Source organism: Ruegeria sp. CDSB086 (assembly GCF_059611065.1).
Map to the genome: position 1 here is coordinate 574,356 of NZ_JBXWOV010000001.1, position 19,994 is coordinate 594,349.

A 19,994-nucleotide genomic window follows, 5' to 3' on the forward strand; every position below is an offset into this window, starting at 1 on the left:
AATGCGAACTGCCCGCACAGGGCAAGAGTTTGCTGACTCTGCCTTTGTCGGCCAGTCGTTAACCATTCGTTAAAGATTTACTCCAAAATTGATTCAACCTGCGTCAGTCTTACACCTGCGAACACCGGTCTCGGATCGAGGTCCCCAGTATTTCGCATTTTAGGAAAATGACGGTCGATAGGCGCCAGGGTGATAATGATGAAAACCTTTTTCGGGAACGGTTTCGGGTCAAGTTTTGGAAAGATCGTCGCTATGGATCGTTTTGACAGCGGGCGCAGCCTTTCGCCTATCCGGCAGGCCGAGGCGTATTGGACGGCACTTTTGACAGGTGACGGTGTTCCCATGCGGTCGCAAATCGACCCCCGCGGGCTTGAGAACATTTTGGAATACACTTTCGTTCTGGAACGCATCGCCCCCGGACTTACCCGGTTCCGTCTGGCCGGGAGGCATTTGAACCAGCTGGCCGGGATGGAAGTGCGTGGTATGCCGCTGACCTCTTTCTTTGAGCCCGGCGCACGGGACCAGATCAAAACCGTGTCGGAACAAGTATTCGCACAGCCAGCTATCGCGAATCTGACCCTGGACTCATCGGGCCGGCTTGGGCGTGTGCAATTGCAGGCCCGCATGCTTCTGTTGCCGTTGAAAAGTGATCTGGGTGATGTCAGCCGCATTCTCGGCGTATTGGTCAGCGACGGCGCAATCGGTGCAACACCCCGTCGGTTCACAATCTCAGCAAACAACTTGCGCCCGGTGTCGCATGTGCAGGTTCCCAAACCGTCGCAAACAGTCGAGACAGGCTTCGCCGAAGATCAGCAAAAATTTGACCGTCCCGGTTCACATCTGAGGCTGGTTGTGTCGCGCGATGACTAATCACAAACAAAAAAGGCGGGCCTGTGCAGCCCGCCTTTTCGTTGATTTTTGATAACCTTAACCGGCGGCGCGCTTTTTGCGGTCGCGGCGCAAGTTGGTCAGTTCTTCTGCAACCAGGAATGCCAGTTCCAAGGACTGCGACGCGTTCAAGCGTGGGTCGCACGCTGTGTGGTAGCGGTCCGACAGGTCCTCTTCGGTCACCGCGCGCACACCCCCGGTGCATTCGGTGACGTCCAAACCGGTCATCTCGAAATGCACACCGCCGGGAACCGTACCCTCGGCCTGATGAACGCCAAAGAAGTCGCGCACTTCGCGCAGGACTGAGTCGAACGGACGGGTTTTGTACCCGGTTGCCGATTTGATCGTGTTGCCATGCATCGGGTCGCAGACCCAGGTCACCTTGGCGCCCTCTTCCTTAACCGCCTTGACCAGACGCGGCAGGTGTTCACCTGCCTTGCCTGCGCCAAACCGTGCGATCAGGGTCAGGCGACCCTCTTCGTTTTCCGGATTCAGCTTGGCCATCAGAACCTTGAGGTCCTCGGCTGTCGTGGTCGGGCCACATTTCAGACCAATCGGGTTCAATACACCGCAGCAGAATTCGACATGCGCACCGTCTGGCTGACGCGTGCGATCGCCGATCCAGATCATGTGACCGGACCCTGCCAACCAGTTGCCAGACGTCGAATCGAGACGGGTCAGCGCCTCTTCGTATTCCAGCAGCAAGCCTTCATGGCTGGTGTAAAACTCCACGGTTGAGAACTCATGCGTAGTGTCCGCTGTGATCCCGGCGGCATCCATGAAGTCGATCGTGTCTTGAATACGGTCCGCAATTTCCGAGTATTTCTGAACATCCTGTTCATCCGTGAAGCCCAATGTCCACGAATGCACCATGCTCATATCGGCGAAACCGCCTGTCGAGAATGCACGCAACAGGTTCAAGGTTGCGGCAGCCTGCGTGTAGGCCTGCAGCATCTTGCTGGGATTCGGGATGCGGGCTTCGGGCGTGAAAGCCAGCTCGTTGATGATGTCACCGCGGTAGCTAGGCAACTCAACACCGTCCAAAACCTCGGTCGGCGCACTGCGCGGCTTGGCAAACTGGCCCGCCATGCGGCCCACTTTGACCACCGGCACCTTGGCACCATAGGTCAGCACCATCGCCATCTGCAGCATCACCTTAAAGGTGTCACGAATTGCATCCGCGCTGAATTGTTCAAAGCTTTCAGCACAATCCCCGCCCTGTAACAGGAAAGCCTCGCCGCGACCGGCGGCACCCAGATGTTGCTTGAGACGCCGTGCTTCGCCAGCAAAGACCAGCGGGGGATACTGAGAAAGCTGAGCCTCGACTTTGGCCAGCGCGGCCGCATCGATATAGTCTGGCATCTGAACCCGGGGCTTGTTGCGCCAGTTCGTTTTTTGCCATTCGGTCATAGCTTTGATCTCCGCTGAAGTAGTCAGGTCGTCTCTATACAAAATGCATTGAAGAGTGACCATATACGATTTGCGCCTCTTGACGGGGGAAACAAGCTTTGATCATGGTGGCTGGCAACAACGACGCCGGACGCGACGTAACAACGCGCCGAATCAAGGACACCAAGCCATGCAAGAGCAACGCCAAGTTGTCACAGTGGAAGGCGCTGAGGCCAATCCTCGGCATTTCGTATTTGTCCTTTTGGACAAGTTTTCCCTGCTGTCTTTTGCCTCGGCGTTGGACAGCCTGCGGATTGCCAACCGTATGGCAGACAAAGAACTCTACACGTGGACCCTTGCTGGTGAAGGTGGTGATACGGTCAGCTGTTCTGCCGGGACTACCTTTAACGTTGAAGCCGACTTGGTCGAACTGCAACGCGACGACGTGATTCTGATCTGCGGTGGCGTAGACGTTCAATTGGCGACAACAAAGAAAGTGCTGAATTGGGTCCGGCGCGAGGCCCGGCGCGGTTTGCGCATCGGCGGATTGTGTACGGCAGCTTATACGTTGGCCAAAGCCGGGTTGCTGGACGGCAAACGCGCCACGATCCACTGGGAGAATTCTGACAGCTTTATCGAAGAATTCGACGAGGTCGAGCTTACCAAATCGGTTTTTCAGATCGACGGTAACCGGATGACGACCGCGGGCGGCACATCCTCAATCGACCTGATGCTCAAGATCATTGCCGATGATTATGGTGAGGATCTGGCGAATGCCGTAGCGGATCAGATGATCTATTCCTCGATCCGTACCGATCAGGATACACAGCGCCTGTCGACCCCGACCCGGATTGGTGTACGCCACCCCAAGCTAAGCCAGGTCATCCTGATGATGGAAAAGAACATCGAAGAGCCGATCTCACCCTCGATACTGGCCAAGGATGTCGGCATGTCCACGCGCCAGCTGGAACGCCTGTTCCGGCGCTACCTCAGCCGCTCGCCCAAGCGATACTATATGGAACTGCGCCTGCACAAAGCGCGCAACCTGCTGATGCAGACAGATATGAGCGTGATCAATGTGGCTCTTGCTTGCGGCTTTGCCTCACCCAGCCATTTCTCAAAATGCTACCGGGCCCATTACAACACCACGCCTTACCGTGAGCGTGGTGCTCAAAGCGGGCGGCTTTCGGTTTGATCCGCGCCTATTTGGGGTTCATGCGATAGATGGCTCCCTGTCCCACCGAAATGAACCAGATCGCCCCATCCGGGGCTTCGACGATGTCCCGAACACGCTCGGTTTCCGGTCCCTTGATCTGTTCGACCTCGCGCAGCAGTGTTCCTTCAAGGCGCGAGATGTAGTCAAACTTGAGCGACCCGACAAAGATATCGCCCCGCCACTCTGGCCAAAGCTTGCCGGAATAGACCAGCAAACCGGACGGTGCGATGGACGGGTCCCAATAATGTTCAGGCTGTTCCATACCCGGTTTCGAGGTCCCCTCTCCGATTTTTTGGCCCGAGTAGTGAACGCCATAGGATATCACCGGCCAGCCGAAATTCCGCCCCGGTTGGATCAGGTTCACTTCATCCCCGCCCTGCGCACCATGCTCTGAAATCCACAAGCGACCCTGCCGGTCCAACCCAGCGCCCTGCGGGTTGCGATGGCCAATTGACCAAATCTCAGGTCGAATACCGGCTTGCCCGACAAAAGGATTGTCAGCAGGCACCGTGCCGTCGCGATTTATGCGAATGACGGTGCCCATGTGGTTTGACCTGTCCTGCGCTGACGGACGGTCTCCGCGATCTCCAATCGTTACAAACAGCGTTCCGTCCTGTGCCTCGACCACACGCGAACCAAAGTGTCGGCCGGTCGAACCTCCAGGAACCGCTTCGAAAATGATCTGCACGTTGTCCAAACGGCCCCCGTTTTCCGACAGGCGCGCCACGGCCACCGCCGTTCCCGCCCCGCCGCTTTGAGGTTTGGAGAAGGTGAGAAACACCTCGCGAGACTGTGAAAAATCCCGTGCCACGGTGATATCGAGCAACCCGCCCTGCCCGTTCGCAGCCACCTTGGGCACCCCGGCAATGCGTTTGACCCCGCCTTGCGAGACAAACAAAAGCTCGCCGTCCCGTTCGGTCACCAATGTGCCGCCCCCGGGCAATAACCCGATGGCCCAAGGTGCATCCAGCCCGGTAACCATCGCCGTGACCTGAACCGTCCCGGCAGAGGTTTGAAGGGTATCGGCGCTGATGGGGCCAGCAAAAACCGACAGGACCAGAATCGCGGCAGCCCTAAACATGAGAATCTCCAACTCTGGTAAAATGTGACAAGCTCATCAAAACAAATAGGTTTATTATTGGCAAAAACACATTTGCGTTAGGACTTTTCTTTTCCAGACAGCTTGCCTAGGGTCTTGCCCAGAACGAATACGTTCCAATAAGGGAGTAACCATATGAAAAAGCTGCTTACTGCAACTGCAGCATCCGCTCTGCTGGCTGGTCCGGCACTGGCCGAAGACGTCACTTTGGGCGTCCTCTTTGGCTTTACCGGCCCGATTGAATCGCTTGCACCTGCAATGGGTTCCGGCGCTGAAATGGCGATGGCCGAAGTCACCGAATCCGGCAAACTGCTGGACGGCTCAAAGGTCACCGCGTCGCGCGCTGACACCGGCTGTATCGACAACGGTCTGGCGACATCAAACGGCGAACGCATGATCGCGGACGGCGTTGCCGGTATTGTCGGCGGCGACTGCTCGGGTGTGACCGGCGCGATCCTGCAAAACGTTGCGATCCCGAACGGCATGGTCATGATCTCGCCGTCGGCGACATCGCCGGGTCTGTCGACCATGGAAGACAACGGCCTGTTCTTCCGCACCGCCCCGTCGGATGCACGTGAAGGCGAAGTGATGGCTGACATCCTGAAGGATCGCGGCATCAACTCGATCGCCCTGACCTACACCAACAACGACTACGGCAAGGGTCTGGCAGACGCGATCCAATCCTCGTTCGAAGCAGCCGGTGGTGAAGTGACCATCGTTGCCGCGCACGAAGACGGCAAGGCTGACTACTCGGCTGAAGTTGGTGCGCTGGCGTCGGCCGGTGGCGACATTTTGGTTGTTGCAGGCTATCTGGACCAGGGCGGTCTGGGCATCATCCAGTCCTCGCTGGACAGTGGTGCGTTCGAAACATTCGGTCTGCCGGGCGGCATGATCGGTGACTCGCTGCCTTCCAACGTCGGTCCCGACCTGAACGGCTCGTTTGGTCAGATCGCCGGTTCGGGCGGTGAAGGTGCTGAAAAGTACTTTGCCATGGCCGAGGCCGCAGGCTTTGACGGTTCGTCGCCCTATTCGCCTGAATCCTATGACGCCGCCGCGCTGTTCATGCTGGCCATGCAGGCCGCAGGTTCTACTAACCCGGCTGAATACGGCGCCAAGATATTGGATGTCGCCAACGCCCCGGGCGAGAAGATCTATCCGGGTGAACTGGCCAAAGGTCTGGAGCTTCTCGCCGCTGGCCAGGACATCGACTATGTCGGCGCATCGGGCGTTGAGCTGATCGGCCCCGGTGAAAGCGCGGGTTCCTACCGCGAGATCGAAGTAACCGACGGCGAAAACAAGACCGTCAACTTCCGTTGATCCGGTCTTAAACGTCATAAAATCAAGCAGCCCGGGCCTTGTGTCCGGGCTGTTTCAATGAAAAAAGGCCGCACCTCACCTTTTGGGGTCGAAGAAGCAGAAACACCGACAAGGGTGGCAAGGGGAAAAGATGATCGTCGTCGAGGACGTGCACAAGCATTTCGGCGGGTTTCACGCGGTGGATGGGGCGTCGCTGGAAATCCAAAAAGGTTCGATCACAGGCCTGATCGGGCCGAACGGGGCGGGAAAGACCACCCTTTTCAACGTGATCGCGGGCGTTCTGCCTCCGACAAGCGGCAGAGTGTTCATGGACGGCGAAGAGATCACCGGCCTGCCTCCTCATGATTTGTTTCACAAAGGTCTGCTGCGCACCTTCCAGATCGCGCACGAATTCTCTTCGATGTCCTGCCGCGAGAATCTGATGATGGTGCCCGGCACGCAATCAGGTGAATCCCTGTGGAACACCTGGTTTGGTCGCAAGCGCATCGCCGACGAAGAACGAGCCCTGAAGGCCAAGGCCGATGAGGTGCTTGAGTTTCTAACTATCGAACATCTGGCCGACCACAAGGCGGGTCAGGTCTCGGGCGGTCAGAAGAAGCTGCTGGAACTCGGCCGCACCATGATGGTCGACGCCAAAATCGTGTTTCTGGACGAGGTCGGCGCAGGCGTGAACCGCACCCTGTTGATGACCATCGCCGACACGATCCTGCGTCTAAACAAGGAACGCGGCTATACTTTCGTCGTCATCGAGCACGACATGGATTTTATTGGCAAGATCTGCGACCCGGTCATCTGTATGGCCGAGGGCAAGGTTCTGGCTGAGGGTACACTGGACGAGATCAAGGCCAATGAGCACGTGATCGAAGCCTATCTGGGGACCGGCCTCAAGAACAAAGACAAGCTGGAGGCCCAAACATGACCGCGGGTGCAGGCGATAATCCCTATCAGGACGATCACGGCAACAAAGACGCCTCGATCACCAATACCCGCGGCGTTGGCACCATGACCCCCGCGCATGCGAAAAGCGGTCCCGTTTCCAAGGTTGAAGGCGGTCCCTTTCTGATCGGCGACACCATGACCGGCGGTTACGGCAAAGGGCCGGACATCCTGCACGACTGTACTATCGCGGTCGACAAGGGTGAGATCGCAGTCATCGTTGGCCCTAACGGTGCCGGAAAGTCGACCGCCATGAAGGCCGTGTTCGGGATGCTGGACGTGCGGGCGGGCTCTGTCCGCCTGGATGGCGAAGATATCACCAATCTCACCCCGCAGGACCGTGTGATCCGCGGTATGGGATTTGTTCCACAGACCTCGAATATCTTCACGTCGATGACGGTCGAAGAAAACCTTGAGATGGGCGCTTTCATCCGTCGCGACGACATCAGTCAGACGATGGAGCAGGTCTATGACCTCTTCCCCATCCTGCGTGACAAACGCAACCAGCCGGCTGGAGAGCTTTCGGGCGGTCAGCGTCAGCAGGTCGCCGTCGGCCGCGCGCTGATGACGCAGCCTAAGGTGCTGATGCTGGACGAACCAACCGCAGGTGTATCGCCCATCGTGATGGACGAGCTGTTCGACCGGATCATCGAGGTTTCCCGCACTGGTTTGCCAATCCTGATGGTGGAGCAGAATGCTCGTCAGGCCCTGGAGATTGCCGACAAGGGTTACGTTCTGGTTCAAGGTCGAAATGCTTATACCGGTACAGGCAAGGAACTGTTGGCCGATCCTGAGGTGCGAAAGAGTTTCTTGGGTGGGTGAGTTGAAGGCCGTGGCGACGCTCGCGTTTACCGCAATTGGCAGTACAGCGCTTTCAACTCCCTGCGCCTTGCAAGAAACCTGCGCGTATGTGGAGGACTGCGAGGGCGCTGAACTCACGCTCGAACTTTTGGGTACTCCACCAGAGCTTGTTCAAAGCAATTTTGGTGACTTTTCTGTGGATCAGATAGCAAGGGCAGGCGAAATCACTTCGAAAATCCGTTTATCAAATGGACAAGAGTGGACCGCCACCGCGAAAAACGACTTGCTGACCGCATCTCGGACACAGGACGACAAACACATAAACATGTATGTGACGAAGACCTCAGACACCGAAGTGGCAGTGACACTTCTTACCCTGCCAATGCGCTATGTCGATTATGCGCAAGCAGGCCAAGCAAGACGCGCATTCTCCGGAAAATGCGGACTGGAGTTTTAATGGAGTTCCTCAATGCCATTATGGCGCTCTCCAACGTCATCCTTGTTCCCGAAATTGTCTGAAATCAATACCCGAAGTTTCCCGAAATTCTCCTACCATCCCAAGATTTCCACGCCTCGGCTGCAATCCGGTCACATTGTGCGTTTAGCGCCGGGCTTTGTGAAGGAAACGGTTTCCCGGTCAACCAAAGTTAGCTCCGTGAAATCAAGCGAACCTTCTGAATGAAAAACTCTATTCAGGACCCATAAATGAAAAAATGGATGTGTGTGGCCTTCGCCACCTTGTGCGCAACTGCCGCAACGGCGGAAGAGCGCCACTTTGTCTGCGTCTCAGACCGCGACGGTAGCGAAGTGCGCCTCAACAGGGCACCGGAAGGAGACAAGGGCAACATCGAAACTGCGAACATTTCCGGCGATGCCATGGTGCTTAAAGGCGTTGGCAACATGACGTTTGTCTATATCGAAGGCGCGGATGTCATGACCTTTGTCGTCCATTATGACGACATGTCTTATGATCTTTCAGTCAAAGGCCCGCATGCCGGTACCGATCACGGGACATGTAAAGAAGTCTAAGTGCTCTCTCAGAGAGCCCCGAAACAAATCGGGGCTATCGAGGTTAATATCTCAAGAAATATCAAGAGGATGTGAGCACATGCTCACTCCTCTTTTTTTCCGAATGATATTGTCTAGGTCAGATGAGGGCGTCGCGGATCTCCGTTCGCTCTTCATTCTCAACCACCCGCATTCCAGCAGAAACCCCAATCTGGAAGGCGGAGCAAACCACCAAGGGACACCATGAAAAATCTGACTGCACTGACACTCGCCCTTCTCGCCCCCTCATATGGTTTGGCTGCTGGTTCCGGACCGCTAGACGGCGCTGATTTTGTCGTGACCTGCGTCTCGTACACCGATGGTAGTAGCGTTACTCTGGCCCGTTCGGGTTCGACTGATACCGGCTTCATCGTAACGGACACAATTCGGGGTGAAGCCAAGATTCTACCGGGTGTTAACTCGCTGACGTTTCTCCACATCATGGACAAAGACGTGGTCACTTTTGTCGTCGATTTCGACGACCTAAACTATGACATGTCCATCAAGGGGCAGCACACTGCAAACGACCGTGGCATTTGCGATGACCCCGTAAGCTGACAAAGCGATAACTCTCTCACATTCCGGCCCTTTCAGCCCAAAAAAGGGAGCGCAAATTGTTGTGTCTGACATAAGCGTCGTGCCATAAAGCCGCACCCGGACAGTGAGAAGAATTGATGGACTTACTAAACGCGCTTGTTGCGCTTTCGAACTTTGTGATCGTGCCTGCGGTTGCTTACGGCAGCCAGTTGGCTCTGGGGGCGCTGGGGGTCACGCTTATCTACGGCATCCTGCGGTTTTCGAATTTTGCCCATGGCGACACGATGGCCTTTGGCGCGATGATTGCCGTGCTGGTCACCTGGGGCCTGCAAGCCGCCGGAGTGAGTTTTGGCCCACTACCCACCGCGCTGCTGGCCCTGCCCTTTGCGATCCTGGGCTGTATCGTACTTGTTCTGATAACCGATCGGTTGGTCTATCGGTTCTACCGGGAACAAAAGGCCAAGCCGGTGATCCTTGTGATCGTTTCTATGGGCGTCATGTTCATCATGAACGGGCTTGTTCGCTTTATCATCGGACCGGATGACCAAAGGTTTTCGGACGGTGCGCGTTTCATTATATCCGCCCGTGATTTTAAGGCGATGACCGGATTGCGTGAAGGGCTTGCGATCAAGACCTCTCAGGGCATCACTCTGGTAGTTGCCGTTATTGCGGTGGCGCTGCTGTTCTGGTTCCTCAACAAGACCCGCACGGGCAAATCGATGCGAGCCTATTCCGACAACGAGGATCTGGCACTGCTCTCGGGTATCAACCCCGAGCGCGTTGTGATGATCACCTGGATCATCGTAGCAGCATTGGCGACCACCGCTGGTGTTCTCTATGGGTTGGACAAAAGCTTTAAGCCGTTTGTCTATTTCCAACTTCTGCTGCCGATTTTCGCCTCGGCCATTGTCGGCGGTCTTGGCAACCCGCTGGGCGCCATCGCTGGCGGGTTCATTATCGCGTTTTCCGAGGTCACCGTAACTTATGCGTGGAAAAAGGTGCTGACTTACGTCGCGCCAGAAAGTCTGGCGCCTTCGGGACTAGTGCAATTCCTATCCACCGATTACAAATTCGCCGTCAGCTTTGCCATCTTGCTGATCGTGCTTCTGTTCAAGCCTACCGGCCTGTTTAAAGGGAAAGCGGTATGACCGAGTCTGTCAAAAACACGCTGCTTTTTGTTGTCGTTGGCGGCTTGATCCTGCTGACCGGTTTCACACAAAGCTGGAACTCCGCGATCCTGATCCTGAACATGGGGCTGATCTCTGCCATCATGGCGATTGGGGTGAACCTGCAGTGGGGATTTGCTGGCCTCTTTAATGTCGGTGTCATGGGTTTTGTGGCGCTGGGTGGTCTGGCTGTTGTGTTGGTATCGACCGCTCCAACACCCGGTGCGTGGTCTTCGGGCGGGTACGGCATCGTTCTTTCCTTGCTTTTGGGGGCTGCGACCGTTGTGGCGGCGGTGCTGGTGGCGACCCGGATGCCAAAGGGCCGCGCCCAAACCTTGACGATTGTCGCCATTCTTATTGTAGGCTTCTTTGTTTACCGCGCGGTATTCGATCCCAGCGTGGCTGGTGTTGAAGCAATCGATCCGGCAGTTGCCGGCAACCTCGGCGGTTTGAACCTGCCGGTCCTTGTGGCCTGGCCTGCGGGTGGTCTGTTGGCTGCTGGTGCGGCGTGGCTGATCGGAAAAACGGCGCTGGGTCTCCGCTCGGACTACCTGGCAATTGCAACGCTTGGCATTGCCGAGATCATCATTGCGATCATGAAGAACGAAGACTGGCTGGCCCGGGGCGTCAAGAATGTCTACGGAATCCCGCGCCCTGCCCCCGTGGTAGGCTACGAGGTCGAACTGCAGAACGATCCCGGCTTTGTCGCGCGCGCCGATTGGTTCGGGTTGGACCCCGTCATCGCATCGACGCTTTCGGTCAAACTGGGCTATTCGCTGCTGTTCATGATCGTTCTGCTTGCTTTGCTGTGGATGGCGCAAATGGCGTTGAAAAGCCCGTGGGGCCGAATGATGCGCGCCATCCGCGACAATGAGGTCGCGGCAGAGGCTATGGGCAAAGATGTCACCCGCCGCCACCTGCAGATATTCGTGCTCGGCTCGGCCATCTGTGGCATCGCCGGTGCGATGATGACAACTCTGGACGGGCAACTTACGCCGGGCACATACAACCCGCTGCGCTTTACGTTCCTTGTCTGGGTGATGGTCATTGTGGGCGGTTCAGGCAACAATTTCGGTGCTGTTCTGGGCGCATTCCTGATCTGGTTCCTGTGGGTTCAGGTCGAACCAATGGGGTTGTGGTTCATGAGCCTGATCACATCGAGTATGCCAGATGGCAGCGCGCTCAAATCTCATTTGATCGACAGCGCCGCGCATATGCGGTTGTTCACCATGGGCCTAGTCCTGCTGATTGTTCTCAGGTTCAGTCCAAGGGGTCTGATTCCGGAAAAGTAAGATCACAATCCATCAATTCATGAAACCGCGCCAACTGACTGGTGCGGTTTCTTGATTTTGTGGAGTATACGGATTAGACGAATCCCAGTACCGCCTTGATGCAGCCGTCTTTTTGGCCACTATTTACGCTAAATTGCCCCTTGGCCCGCGATCATTCGGGAAACATACGAGTATAAGAAGAGTGCACATGAATACTTCCTTCACTAAAATAGCCCTTATCGTCCCGCTGTTCGTAACGCTGGCCGGTTGTATTCCCTCACCCGAAGATCTGGAATCCACCCCGGTCAAGGTGCAGACGCCCAAGGGCGAAGTCACCTGCCAGCTGTATCGTCAGGACCGTGTGACCTGGGATCGGGCGATCAACTTCCCGGCAACCAAGATGTCGGTTCCCGAGGCGGATGCCTACTGCCGCCAAGAAGGTCAGCGCCGTCTGAAGTAACAGAATGCGCGCCGGGTAGAAGATTTCTGCCCGGCACAACCCTTATCTGGCTTTGAACAAACCGCCCAGAATGCCGCGAACAATGCGGCGTCCGGTTGTTCCTTTCAGTTCCTTGATCACGGCCTCGCTCATCGCAGTTGCGAACGTGTCTTTCTTACGCATCACGCGAGAGGATGACCGCCCGACCCGGCTGCCGGAATAGCGTCTTGCTGTCGCAAATTCACGCTCGGCCGTGGATTGTGTTTCCAACTGTTCTTCGGCTTCGGCCGCGGCTTGCGCTGCTGCATCTGCGCGGGACTGAAGGATTTCAAAGGCAGATTTCCGGTCCTTCAACTGCCCGTATTTCACTTTCATCGCTGACGCATCCATAAGCGCTTTCCGCTCGGCCTTGGTGATTGGACCCAGTTGCGTTCCGGGCGGGCGGATCAAAGTGCGTTCTACGATCCCTGGCACGCCTTTTTTCTGCAACATCGAGGTCACGGCCTCACCGACACCAACTTCACGGATCGCCTCTTCGGTGTCGAAGGCTGGGTTTTCACGATAGGTTTCTGCTGCAAGCCGCAGATTCTTGCGATCCCGCGCCGTGAATGCGCGTAAGGCATGCTGCACCCGGTTGCCTAGCTGACCCAGAATGTCTTCCGGAACGTCCGCCGGGTTCTGAGAGATGAAATAGACGCCCACACCTTTGGAGCGAATGAGGCGGGCGACCTGTTCGACCTTGTCCACCAGAACCTTGGGCGCATCATCGAAAAGCAAATGCGCCTCGTCGAAGAAGAACACCAGTTTGGGTTTGTCCGGGTCGCCAACTTCGGGCAGTTCTTCGAACAGCTCGCTTAGCAGCCACAGCAGGAATGTTGCGTACAGACGCGGTGACCCCATCAGCTTGTCGGCAGCAAGGATGTTCACGACGCCCTGCCCGTTTTCATCCACGCGCATCAGATCGGCCAATTCCAGCGCGGGTTCACCAAACAGTTTGGTGCCGCCCTGGTTTTCCAGCACAAGCAGGCGGCGTTGAATGGCCCCGATCGAAGCGGTTGAGACATTGCCATAGCGTAAAGACAACTGAGCCCTATTTTCCCCAATCCAGACCAGCAAGGACTGAAGGTCTTTGAGGTCTAGTAGCGGTAAGCCCTCTTCGTCTGCCACCCGGAACGCGATGTTCAGAATGCCCTCTTGTGCTTCGCTCAGATCCATCAGGCGCGACAGCAGCAGAGGTCCCATCTCGGTTACTGTTGTACGAACGGGATGTCCCTGTTGCCCTAACAGATCCCAGAACGTAACCGGGCACGCGCCATACGTATAATCGGCAAATCCGATCCGCTGGGCGCGATCGTGAAACGCCTGGTGAAGCTTGTGGCCTTCGCTCCCCGCCTTGGCCAGACCGGACAGGTCCCCTTTGACGTCAGACAGGAATACCGGAACACCAGCTTGGGAAAACCCCTCGGCCAGAATTTGCAGTGTCACTGTTTTACCTGTTCCCGTCGCCCCCGCGATCATGCCGTGACGGTTGGCATACTTCAGCGTCAGCGACTGCGGCTGGCTGTAGTCGTTGCCACCGCCGCCCAAGAATATGTTTTGGTCCATGAATGTAAGGCCTTATTTCCACCGATCTGCGGCCAGCATACAAAGTTAACCTTTAACTGCGAAAGTCTAATTGCTGCCCACGTCGCTAAGGTTACGGGGCGGCATATTTCCTCCCTGTCGACTGACCGCGCCTTCGGGCGCGGTTTTTTTCACAAATCATGGCCGTTACATTAAAATTTCAGGTTTTCAGTTGACCGATGCCCCTGCCTTTCGTAACGTCTGCGCATAAATAAGTCGGCCAGTCCGACGGGGAGAAAATTTTTAGAAGGGAGCCGCTCCACCGGCTCCCTTTGTTCTTTTTGCCGTCGCGCTAGATTTCCGATAACCCGGCGAAAAACCGTTCACATGTTGAAATGACCCACCTTAGCCCCTGACAGTGTTGGACAAGGGTGATAGACGAGTGAAAAAGTCCAACATAAGACCGAGGCAATCATGATCAAGAACACCCTTTCAGTCAGCCTGGTGACCGCTTCTTTGTGGTGCGGAGTCGCATACGCTCAGGAAACGACGCAGGAAACCGAACAACAACCCCAGACCTCGCAAACTCAGATCGGCAACGATCTGGACCTGGGTGAAACCGGTCCGCGTAACGGCGAACAATACGTCAAGGAAGAAAAAGGCGACTGGGCGATCCTGTGCATCAAGACCGATGCCGACGAAGATCCCTGCGCGATGCGTCAGATCCTGACTGGCGAGCAAGGCCAGCCGATCGCGGAAATCACTCTGGAAAAACTGCCCGAAGGCGTGGCCGCGGTTGCCGGAGCAACTGTGGTTGTCCCGCTAGAAACGATGCTACAGGCGCAGCTGGCGCTTTCGATCGATGGTGCTCCGGGCAAGCGCTATGACTACCATCACTGTAACCCCGTTGGCTGTGTCGCGCAGATGGGCTTTACCGAGGGCGACGTGGAGGCAATGAAGGTCGGAACCAAAGCGACCTTGTCGCTTGTGTCAGTTCTCGCACCAAACCAACTGCTGCAACTTGAAGTATCGCTGTCAGGCTTTACAGCAGGTTTTGAAGGCTTGAAAGTTCTGCAGAACTGAGGTTTCGCTAAGCTAAGACCGCCGCCGGGTTTTACCGGCGGCGTCTTTGTTTGAAATCAGCATTTATATGCGTTTTAAGGCAATTACCGCATTCAGCCCGCCAAATGCAAAGGCGTTACTCAGTGCTACGTCCACTTTCGCCTCGCGGGCTTCGTTTGGCACGACATCCAGCGCGCATTCGGGGTCCGGCTCTTCATAGCCGATGGTCGGAGCGATCACGCCATCCCGCAGTGCCATGATACAGGCCAGCAGTTCGACCGCGCCGGTGCCGCCGATAAGGTGGCCGTGCATCGACTTGGTCGAAGATATCATCAGTTCGTCCGCATGAGGACCAAAGACACCGGCCACGGCAGCGCATTCCGTCTTATCATTGGCCGCGGTGCCGGTTCCATGCGCGTTGATATATCCAACACTGTCCGCGCTTAACCCTGCATCCGCAAGCGCGCCCGACATGGCACGCGCAGCGCCCTGTTTGCTGGGCATGACAATGTCCGACGCATCTGACGACATCGCAAAACCCACGACCTCACACAGGATATCAGCCCCACGGGCGCGGGCGTGCTCGAATTCTTCGAACACGAAGACACCTGCGCCTTCGCCTTGCACCATGCCATTACGATTCGCGCTGAACGGGCGGCAGGCGTCCTTGGACATGACACGCAGCCCTTCCCAGGCTTTGACACCACCAAAACACAACATCGACTCTGACCCACCGGTCAGCATCGCCGGAGCAGCACCGCTGCGTACCATCTGGAACGCCAGCGCCATTGCGTGGTTGGACGAGGCACAGGCCGTCGACACCGTAAAGCTGGGGCCCTTAAGGTTATGCTCCATCGAGACGTGACTGGCCGCCGCATTGTTCATCAGCTTGGGAACGACAAACGGGTGCACCCGGTTTTTGCCATCCTCGTAAACGGAACGGTAGTTGTCATCCCAGGTCGAAACGCCTCCACCAGCGGTTCCCAACACAACGCCCGAGCGGGCCGCGAGGTCACCATGGAATTCGATCCCGGATTGATCAATTGCTTCTTTGGCCGCTGTCAGAGTGAATTGTGTGAACCGGTCATACAGGGTCATTTGCTGGCGGTTAAACCGCCCCTCGGCCTCGAACCCGCGGACCTGACCACCAATCTGAATGGCCAGTCTTTCAACATCGCGAAATTCAAGCGCAGAGATACCGCAGCGCCCTTCGCGCATAGCCTCTAACGTATCAGGCACCGAATGGCCCAGTGAATTGATTGTACCGGCCCCGGTGATAACGACGCGTTTCATAGGATTATGTCAGACCTTTTCCGACACCAGCTTTTGGATACCGGTGATGATGGCCGCGACATTCGAGATGTCGAAGTCGCTGGCGCTCGGCTCGTTTGCGTTGAACGGAATCGAGATATCGAACTCTTCCTCGATGGCAAAAATGCTCTCGACCAGTCCAAGGCTGTCGATACCCAGATCTTCGAGCGTGCTTTCGGGTGTCACATCCGACGGCTCCAGCACGGCCTGCTCTGCAATGATTGCGATGACGCGGTCGCTGATGCTCATGTCGATCCTCTAATTATCATGTTGAGGTTGATTTAATCGCTCGGAGGCTGTTTGGAAACAGCCTTTTTCAGCGCCTCAACGTCACGTGCCAATCTCGGCAGCCGGCGCTGCGCTTTGTAAATGTCTGTATGCGTTTCCATTTTGATGGCGGGATAGCCCATAACCACGCGCCCTTTGGGAACGTTGGATAGGATTTTTGTGCCCCCGCCCGCAATCACACCATCGCCGATAAAGATATTGTCCGACACTCCGGTCTGTCCGCCCAAAACAACGTTGTTTCCAATTTCAACTGATCCGGACACACCGGATTGCCCGCATAATAGGCAATCCTGCCCAACACGGGTGTTGTGCCCGATATGAACCTGGTTATCGAGCTTTGAACCATCGCCGATGCGGGTGTTCCTGATGGTTCCATTGTCAATGGTACAATTCGCACCGACTTCGACATCATCGCCAATCTCGACAGCACCCAAAGAATGAATGCGGAGCCAGCTCTGCGCCCGGGCTTCACCCTGATCGCCCATGGATTTGCGGGCGTTTTCCACGCCTGATACCTCGGGCGTCACAAAGCTGAAACCGTCACTGCCGATCCTAGCGCCGGGTTGCGCAATGAAACGATCACCGATCTGAGCCCTTGCTCCGATACTCACCATCTCGCGCAGAAACGCGTCGTCGCCCAGAACGGCATCCAGACCGATCACGCAATGTGGACCGATGACCGCATTCTTGCCGATACACGCACCGGCACCAACAACCGCCAATGGGCCGATCGAGGCACCCTCGCCTATCTCCGCCGTTGGGTCGATTACGGCAGAGGGGTGAATGCCCGGCTGCACTCCTTGCCCGCGATCCAGCATTGCCGTGATACCCGCCATCGCCATGCGTGGACGCGGCACAAAAATCGCGGCCTCCAGCCCCAGAGCCTGCCAATCCGCACCTTCCCACAAAACGGCGGCGCGGGCGGCACCCGTGCTAAGCGCGTCCGCGTATTTCGGCGACATCGCCATTGCCAGGTCAGACGGCCGGGCATCGACCGGTTCTGCGGCGCGCTCTATAATAAGGCCAAGTTCACCCTGACAGTCCGCGCCCAAGGCTTCGGCGATTTGCTGAATAGTGTACTGCATGACGGGCTTCCCGAATTAAGGACCTGCCCCGGTGATTACCCCTGAACGTCCGGCAGGGCTACCCCTGCTTTCTGCAGAGCGTCCCAGATTTTCCGGTCCCGGTCATAGACATCGCGGCGGTACTGAACCTCACCTTTCGGACCGACATAGGCGGTGCGATAGATCAGATGTACTGGAACATGCTGTTCCAGCGGGACAGTCGTTTCCTTGCCGGACGCCAATATACGGTGGAAAAACGCCTTTGGGTCCTCTTCCTGTTTGGCCAAAAGTGCATAGGCAAACTCGAAGGGTTGCGCCAACCGGATACACCCGTGCGAGAACGCTCGCGTCTCACGTGCAAACAGAGATTTCTGAGGCGTATCATGCAGATAGATGTTGTGCTTATTGGGGAACATGAACTTTACCAACCCCAGCGCGTTGCTTTTGCTGGGGGGCTGACGCATGGCAAACGGGAAGTTTCTTGTGTTGAACTGGGTGAAGTCAACCGCGCCCCGATTAACCAGACGACCGCTGCGATCCGTGATCTGGATGTGGCCAACGGCGTTCGGATTTGACTGCAGTTTTGGCAGATATTCCTTGGTGATGATCGAGCGCGGCACATACCAACTGGGGTTGATGACCATATGCTCCATCTCGTCCGAAAACTCCGGGCTGCGACGGTCATGCACGTTCTTACCAATCACGGCGCGGGTCTCAAAGGTAATCCGGCCATCGTCCACGATCTTGGCCGAAAAGTCGGCCTGGTTGACCAGAATGTGCCGCTCACCCCGTTCACGCGGCAACCAGCGTTCGCGTTCCAGTGCAACATAAACGGCCTTCAAACGCTCGGACGCCGTGCGGTTAAGCTCGGTGATCGTGCCCTCACCGGCGACACCATCGGTGGCCAGACCGTGCGCCTGCTGGAAGTCTTTGATAGCAGCCAGCATTGCCTCATCGAATTCGGGACTTGCGGTCGGGCTTAGATACCCCATCGTAATCAGACGGTTACGAAGCTTAATTACATTAGATCCGGTATCGCCATATTCCAACTTACCCACAGGCACACCTGCACCCCAACCGCCTTGGTTGACCAATGCCTCAAGCGCGATCTTCTGTTTCATCAACGCGCGGTACTGGGTGGATTGCGGTGCAAGCAGATCGAAATACGCGTCACCCTCCGCAGTAAGCAGGCCCTGCAAATGGTCATTGGCCGACCGACGCGACACTGTGCGGACCAGCCCATCGTCAATCTGCGCAGGACGCAATGCGCCTGAATACAGATCACTTGCATAGCTGACAAACGCCTTGCTTAATTCGATTTCAACCGCACCCAAATCCCGCAGCGATCTGGCGTCCTGCATTTTTGATACGATCGACTGAACGTCATAGCCCCCTTCGGGCAAGCCATGCAGGTTTGTGGAAGATAACGCCTTTATCAACCGCGCTCTGCGCGCTTCATGCTCAGGCGTGTCGCCCACCCATATTGGGGCAAAGGCGTTGGTACGATAGAACTCTGCCAGACCTGAACCTGCAGGCGCAAACTCGGCCACAGCCATTTGAAATGCCGTTCCGGGTGCAGACTGGGCACTTGCCACAGAGGCAGACGCCGTAATGCAAGCGGCGAAGATAAGACTTTTAGGCAACCGGTAAAGTGCTCGCATGGGATGACCTTGATTATTCGATACTTTGCGCGTTCTGAGGCGCGTTCCGAACGAATATGGTTTTCAGCTGGACCTTTTGTCCATTCACAAATACATCAATCCAAAGCATCCATCCGAGCCTGATGCGCGTTTGCATCGGCTGCGTTGCGCCAACGCCTAATTGCCTCAATACTATACCGATTTGCATCACCTGCGCAAAAAATCGCCGAAAATTCCCCCTTGAAAAGATGAATGTGAAAGATTTCTTGGCTGGCATTTCGTACTGTGTCATAAATCCCGCATCTGGGATGGGAAAAAATTAAGATCGCGCGCGTAACATCGTGTGCAGGCAGGAACAGTACGGGACGAAACGAAATGACCACGAGCAGTACATCGGGCTTGACCCGGCGTGCCCTATTGGGCGCATTCGCTGCAACAGCAGTTGTAGCAGCACCGACTTATTCCAATGCAGCAGGTTTTTTGCGCGGTGGCGGCGATATTCGTCGTATCCGTATGTATTCGGGCCGCACGGGCGAACGGCTTGATATGATATATTGGGTTGACGGAAAATACATCAAGGACGCTGTCAAAGAAGTGAACCACTTCATGCGCGACTGGCGTACTGATCAGGCCAAATCCATGGATCTGCGCACCATCGACATCATGGCAGCCTCTCATAATCTTCTGGACGTGAATGAGCCCTACACTCTTTTGTCCGGCTACCGTTCCCCCCAAACCAATGCAATGCTGCGGTCTCGTTCGCGTCGTGTGGCCAAGAACTCGCTGCACATGAAAGGCCAGGCTGCAGACTTGCGCCTGTCCTCCCGTTCCGTATCTCAGATGGCCAAAGCAGCCATGTCCTGCCGTGCTGGCGGTGTCGGCAAGTATCACCGCTCGAACTTTGTCCATATGGATTGCGGCGAGGTTCGCAGCTGGGGTGGCTGAAAGACTCCCAAACTG

The 19,994-nt window shown here is 56.3% G+C and carries 21 protein-coding genes; 13 read left to right on the top strand and 8 right to left on the bottom strand.

Going from position 1 to position 19,994, the window contains the following annotated elements; genetic code table 11:
- The first annotated feature begins 198 nt into the window (after window positions 1-198).
- A complete protein-coding gene (locus tag AC2FIO_RS02845) occupies window positions 199-870 on the top strand; it encodes a PAS domain-containing protein (protein ID WP_496695505.1) in 672 nt (223 codons plus the stop codon).
- Between the two features lie 57 nt (window positions 871-927).
- Here AC2FIO_RS02845 and AC2FIO_RS02850 read toward each other — a convergent pair whose 3' ends face one another.
- Complete coding sequence (locus AC2FIO_RS02850) at window positions 928-2,298, bottom strand: class II 3-deoxy-7-phosphoheptulonate synthase (protein WP_496695507.1); 1,371 nt, start codon at window positions 2,296-2,298, stop codon at window positions 928-930.
- 169 nt (window positions 2,299-2,467) lie between these two features.
- On the opposite strand from AC2FIO_RS02850, the gene AC2FIO_RS02855 reads away from it, so the two are divergent.
- Window positions 2,468-3,472 (top strand): GlxA family transcriptional regulator, encoded by a 1,005-nt coding sequence (locus tag AC2FIO_RS02855; protein ID WP_282168302.1) that lies wholly within the window; start codon window positions 2,468-2,470, stop codon window positions 3,470-3,472.
- Window positions 3,473-3,479: 7 nt separating this feature from the next.
- Here the strand turns inward: AC2FIO_RS02855 and AC2FIO_RS02860 are convergent, their stop codons facing one another.
- On the bottom strand, window positions 3,480-4,574 hold the full coding sequence (locus AC2FIO_RS02860; RefSeq protein ID WP_496695509.1) for a PQQ-dependent sugar dehydrogenase: 1,095 nt from the start codon (window positions 4,572-4,574) through the stop codon (window positions 3,480-3,482).
- Window positions 4,575-4,727: 153 nt separating this feature from the next.
- Between AC2FIO_RS02860 and AC2FIO_RS02865 the strand changes: the two genes are divergently transcribed.
- The 9 genes from AC2FIO_RS02865 to AC2FIO_RS02905 all read left to right on the top strand — a co-directional run bounded on the left by AC2FIO_RS02865 (window position 4,728) and on the right by AC2FIO_RS02905 (window position 12,127).
- Window positions 4,728-5,909, top strand: coding sequence for an ABC transporter substrate-binding protein (locus AC2FIO_RS02865; RefSeq protein WP_282168299.1), 1,182 nt, complete (start codon window positions 4,728-4,730; stop codon window positions 5,907-5,909).
- A gap of 130 nt (window positions 5,910-6,039) precedes the next feature.
- Complete coding sequence (locus AC2FIO_RS02870) at window positions 6,040-6,828, top strand: ABC transporter ATP-binding protein (RefSeq protein ID WP_282118423.1); 789 nt, start codon at window positions 6,040-6,042, stop codon at window positions 6,826-6,828.
- Window positions 6,825-7,667: an ABC transporter ATP-binding protein gene (locus AC2FIO_RS02875; RefSeq protein WP_082637092.1), complete on the top strand. Its 843-nt coding sequence runs from the start codon at window positions 6,825-6,827 to the stop codon at window positions 7,665-7,667. Before AC2FIO_RS02870 ends, AC2FIO_RS02875 begins: the two co-directional genes overlap by 4 nt.
- The gene (locus AC2FIO_RS02880; RefSeq protein WP_282151230.1) at window positions 7,660-8,103 is read left to right on the top strand and encodes a hypothetical protein; all 444 of its coding nucleotides are present in this window, start codon (window positions 7,660-7,662) and stop codon (window positions 8,101-8,103) included. Before AC2FIO_RS02875 ends, AC2FIO_RS02880 begins: the two co-directional genes overlap by 8 nt.
- Window positions 8,104-8,351: 248 nt before the next feature.
- Entirely contained in the window at window positions 8,352-8,675 is a 324-nt protein-coding gene (locus AC2FIO_RS02885; protein ID WP_496695513.1) for a hypothetical protein, read from the top strand.
- Between the two features lie 222 nt (window positions 8,676-8,897).
- A complete protein-coding gene (locus AC2FIO_RS02890; RefSeq protein ID WP_496695514.1) occupies window positions 8,898-9,251 on the top strand; it encodes a hypothetical protein in 354 nt (117 codons plus the stop codon).
- 116 nt (window positions 9,252-9,367) lie between these two features.
- A complete protein-coding gene (locus tag AC2FIO_RS02895) occupies window positions 9,368-10,378 on the top strand; it encodes a branched-chain amino acid ABC transporter permease (RefSeq protein ID WP_058271609.1) in 1,011 nt (336 codons plus the stop codon).
- Window positions 10,375-11,688 carry a branched-chain amino acid ABC transporter permease gene (locus tag AC2FIO_RS02900; RefSeq protein WP_496695516.1) on the top strand — a complete coding sequence of 438 codons (1,314 nt, stop codon included), beginning with the start codon at window positions 10,375-10,377 and terminating at the stop codon, window positions 11,686-11,688. The genes AC2FIO_RS02895 and AC2FIO_RS02900 overlap by 4 nt, the downstream gene beginning before the upstream one ends.
- A 187-nt stretch (window positions 11,689-11,875) precedes the next feature.
- Complete coding sequence (locus tag AC2FIO_RS02905) at window positions 11,876-12,127, top strand: hypothetical protein (protein ID WP_282118418.1); 252 nt, start codon at window positions 11,876-11,878, stop codon at window positions 12,125-12,127.
- Between the two features lie 42 nt (window positions 12,128-12,169).
- On the opposite strand, the gene AC2FIO_RS02910 is transcribed toward AC2FIO_RS02905, so the two are convergent.
- Window positions 12,170-13,711 (bottom strand): helicase HerA-like domain-containing protein, encoded by a 1,542-nt coding sequence (locus tag AC2FIO_RS02910; RefSeq protein WP_496695519.1) that lies wholly within the window; start codon window positions 13,709-13,711, stop codon window positions 12,170-12,172.
- Between the two features lie 432 nt (window positions 13,712-14,143).
- Here AC2FIO_RS02910 and AC2FIO_RS02915 point away from each other — a divergent pair, with 432 nt between their 5' ends.
- The gene (locus AC2FIO_RS02915; RefSeq protein WP_109311523.1) at window positions 14,144-14,752 is read left to right on the top strand and encodes an invasion associated locus B family protein; all 609 of its coding nucleotides are present in this window, start codon (window positions 14,144-14,146) and stop codon (window positions 14,750-14,752) included.
- A gap of 63 nt (window positions 14,753-14,815) precedes the next feature.
- Here AC2FIO_RS02915 and AC2FIO_RS02920 read toward each other — a convergent pair whose 3' ends face one another.
- The 5 genes from AC2FIO_RS02920 to AC2FIO_RS02940 are packed head-to-tail and all read right to left on the bottom strand — an operon-like array spanning window position 14,816 to window position 19,326.
- A complete protein-coding gene (locus tag AC2FIO_RS02920; protein ID WP_282168295.1) occupies window positions 14,816-16,024 on the bottom strand; it encodes a beta-ketoacyl-[acyl-carrier-protein] synthase family protein in 1,209 nt (402 codons plus the stop codon).
- A gap of 9 nt (window positions 16,025-16,033) precedes the next feature.
- Window positions 16,034-16,291 carry an acyl carrier protein gene (locus AC2FIO_RS02925; protein ID WP_058271604.1) on the bottom strand — a complete coding sequence of 86 codons (258 nt, stop codon included), beginning with the start codon at window positions 16,289-16,291 and terminating at the stop codon, window positions 16,034-16,036.
- Between the two features lie 32 nt (window positions 16,292-16,323).
- Entirely contained in the window at window positions 16,324-17,415 is a 1,092-nt protein-coding gene (lpxD, locus tag AC2FIO_RS02930) for a UDP-3-O-(3-hydroxymyristoyl)glucosamine N-acyltransferase (RefSeq protein WP_282118415.1), read from the bottom strand.
- A gap of 35 nt (window positions 17,416-17,450) precedes the next feature.
- Window positions 17,451-19,055 carry a L,D-transpeptidase family protein gene (locus AC2FIO_RS02935; protein ID WP_496695522.1) on the bottom strand — a complete coding sequence of 535 codons (1,605 nt, stop codon included), beginning with the start codon at window positions 19,053-19,055 and terminating at the stop codon, window positions 17,451-17,453.
- Between the two features lie 13 nt (window positions 19,056-19,068).
- Window positions 19,069-19,326 carry a hypothetical protein gene (locus AC2FIO_RS02940; protein ID WP_496695523.1) on the bottom strand — a complete coding sequence of 86 codons (258 nt, stop codon included), beginning with the start codon at window positions 19,324-19,326 and terminating at the stop codon, window positions 19,069-19,071.
- Between the two features lie 83 nt (window positions 19,327-19,409).
- Here AC2FIO_RS02940 and mepK point away from each other — a divergent pair, with 83 nt between their 5' ends.
- Complete coding sequence (gene mepK, locus AC2FIO_RS02945; protein ID WP_113790634.1) at window positions 19,410-19,979, top strand: peptidoglycan L,D-endopeptidase MepK; 570 nt, start codon at window positions 19,410-19,412, stop codon at window positions 19,977-19,979.
- Window positions 19,980-19,994: the final 15 nt, after the last annotated feature.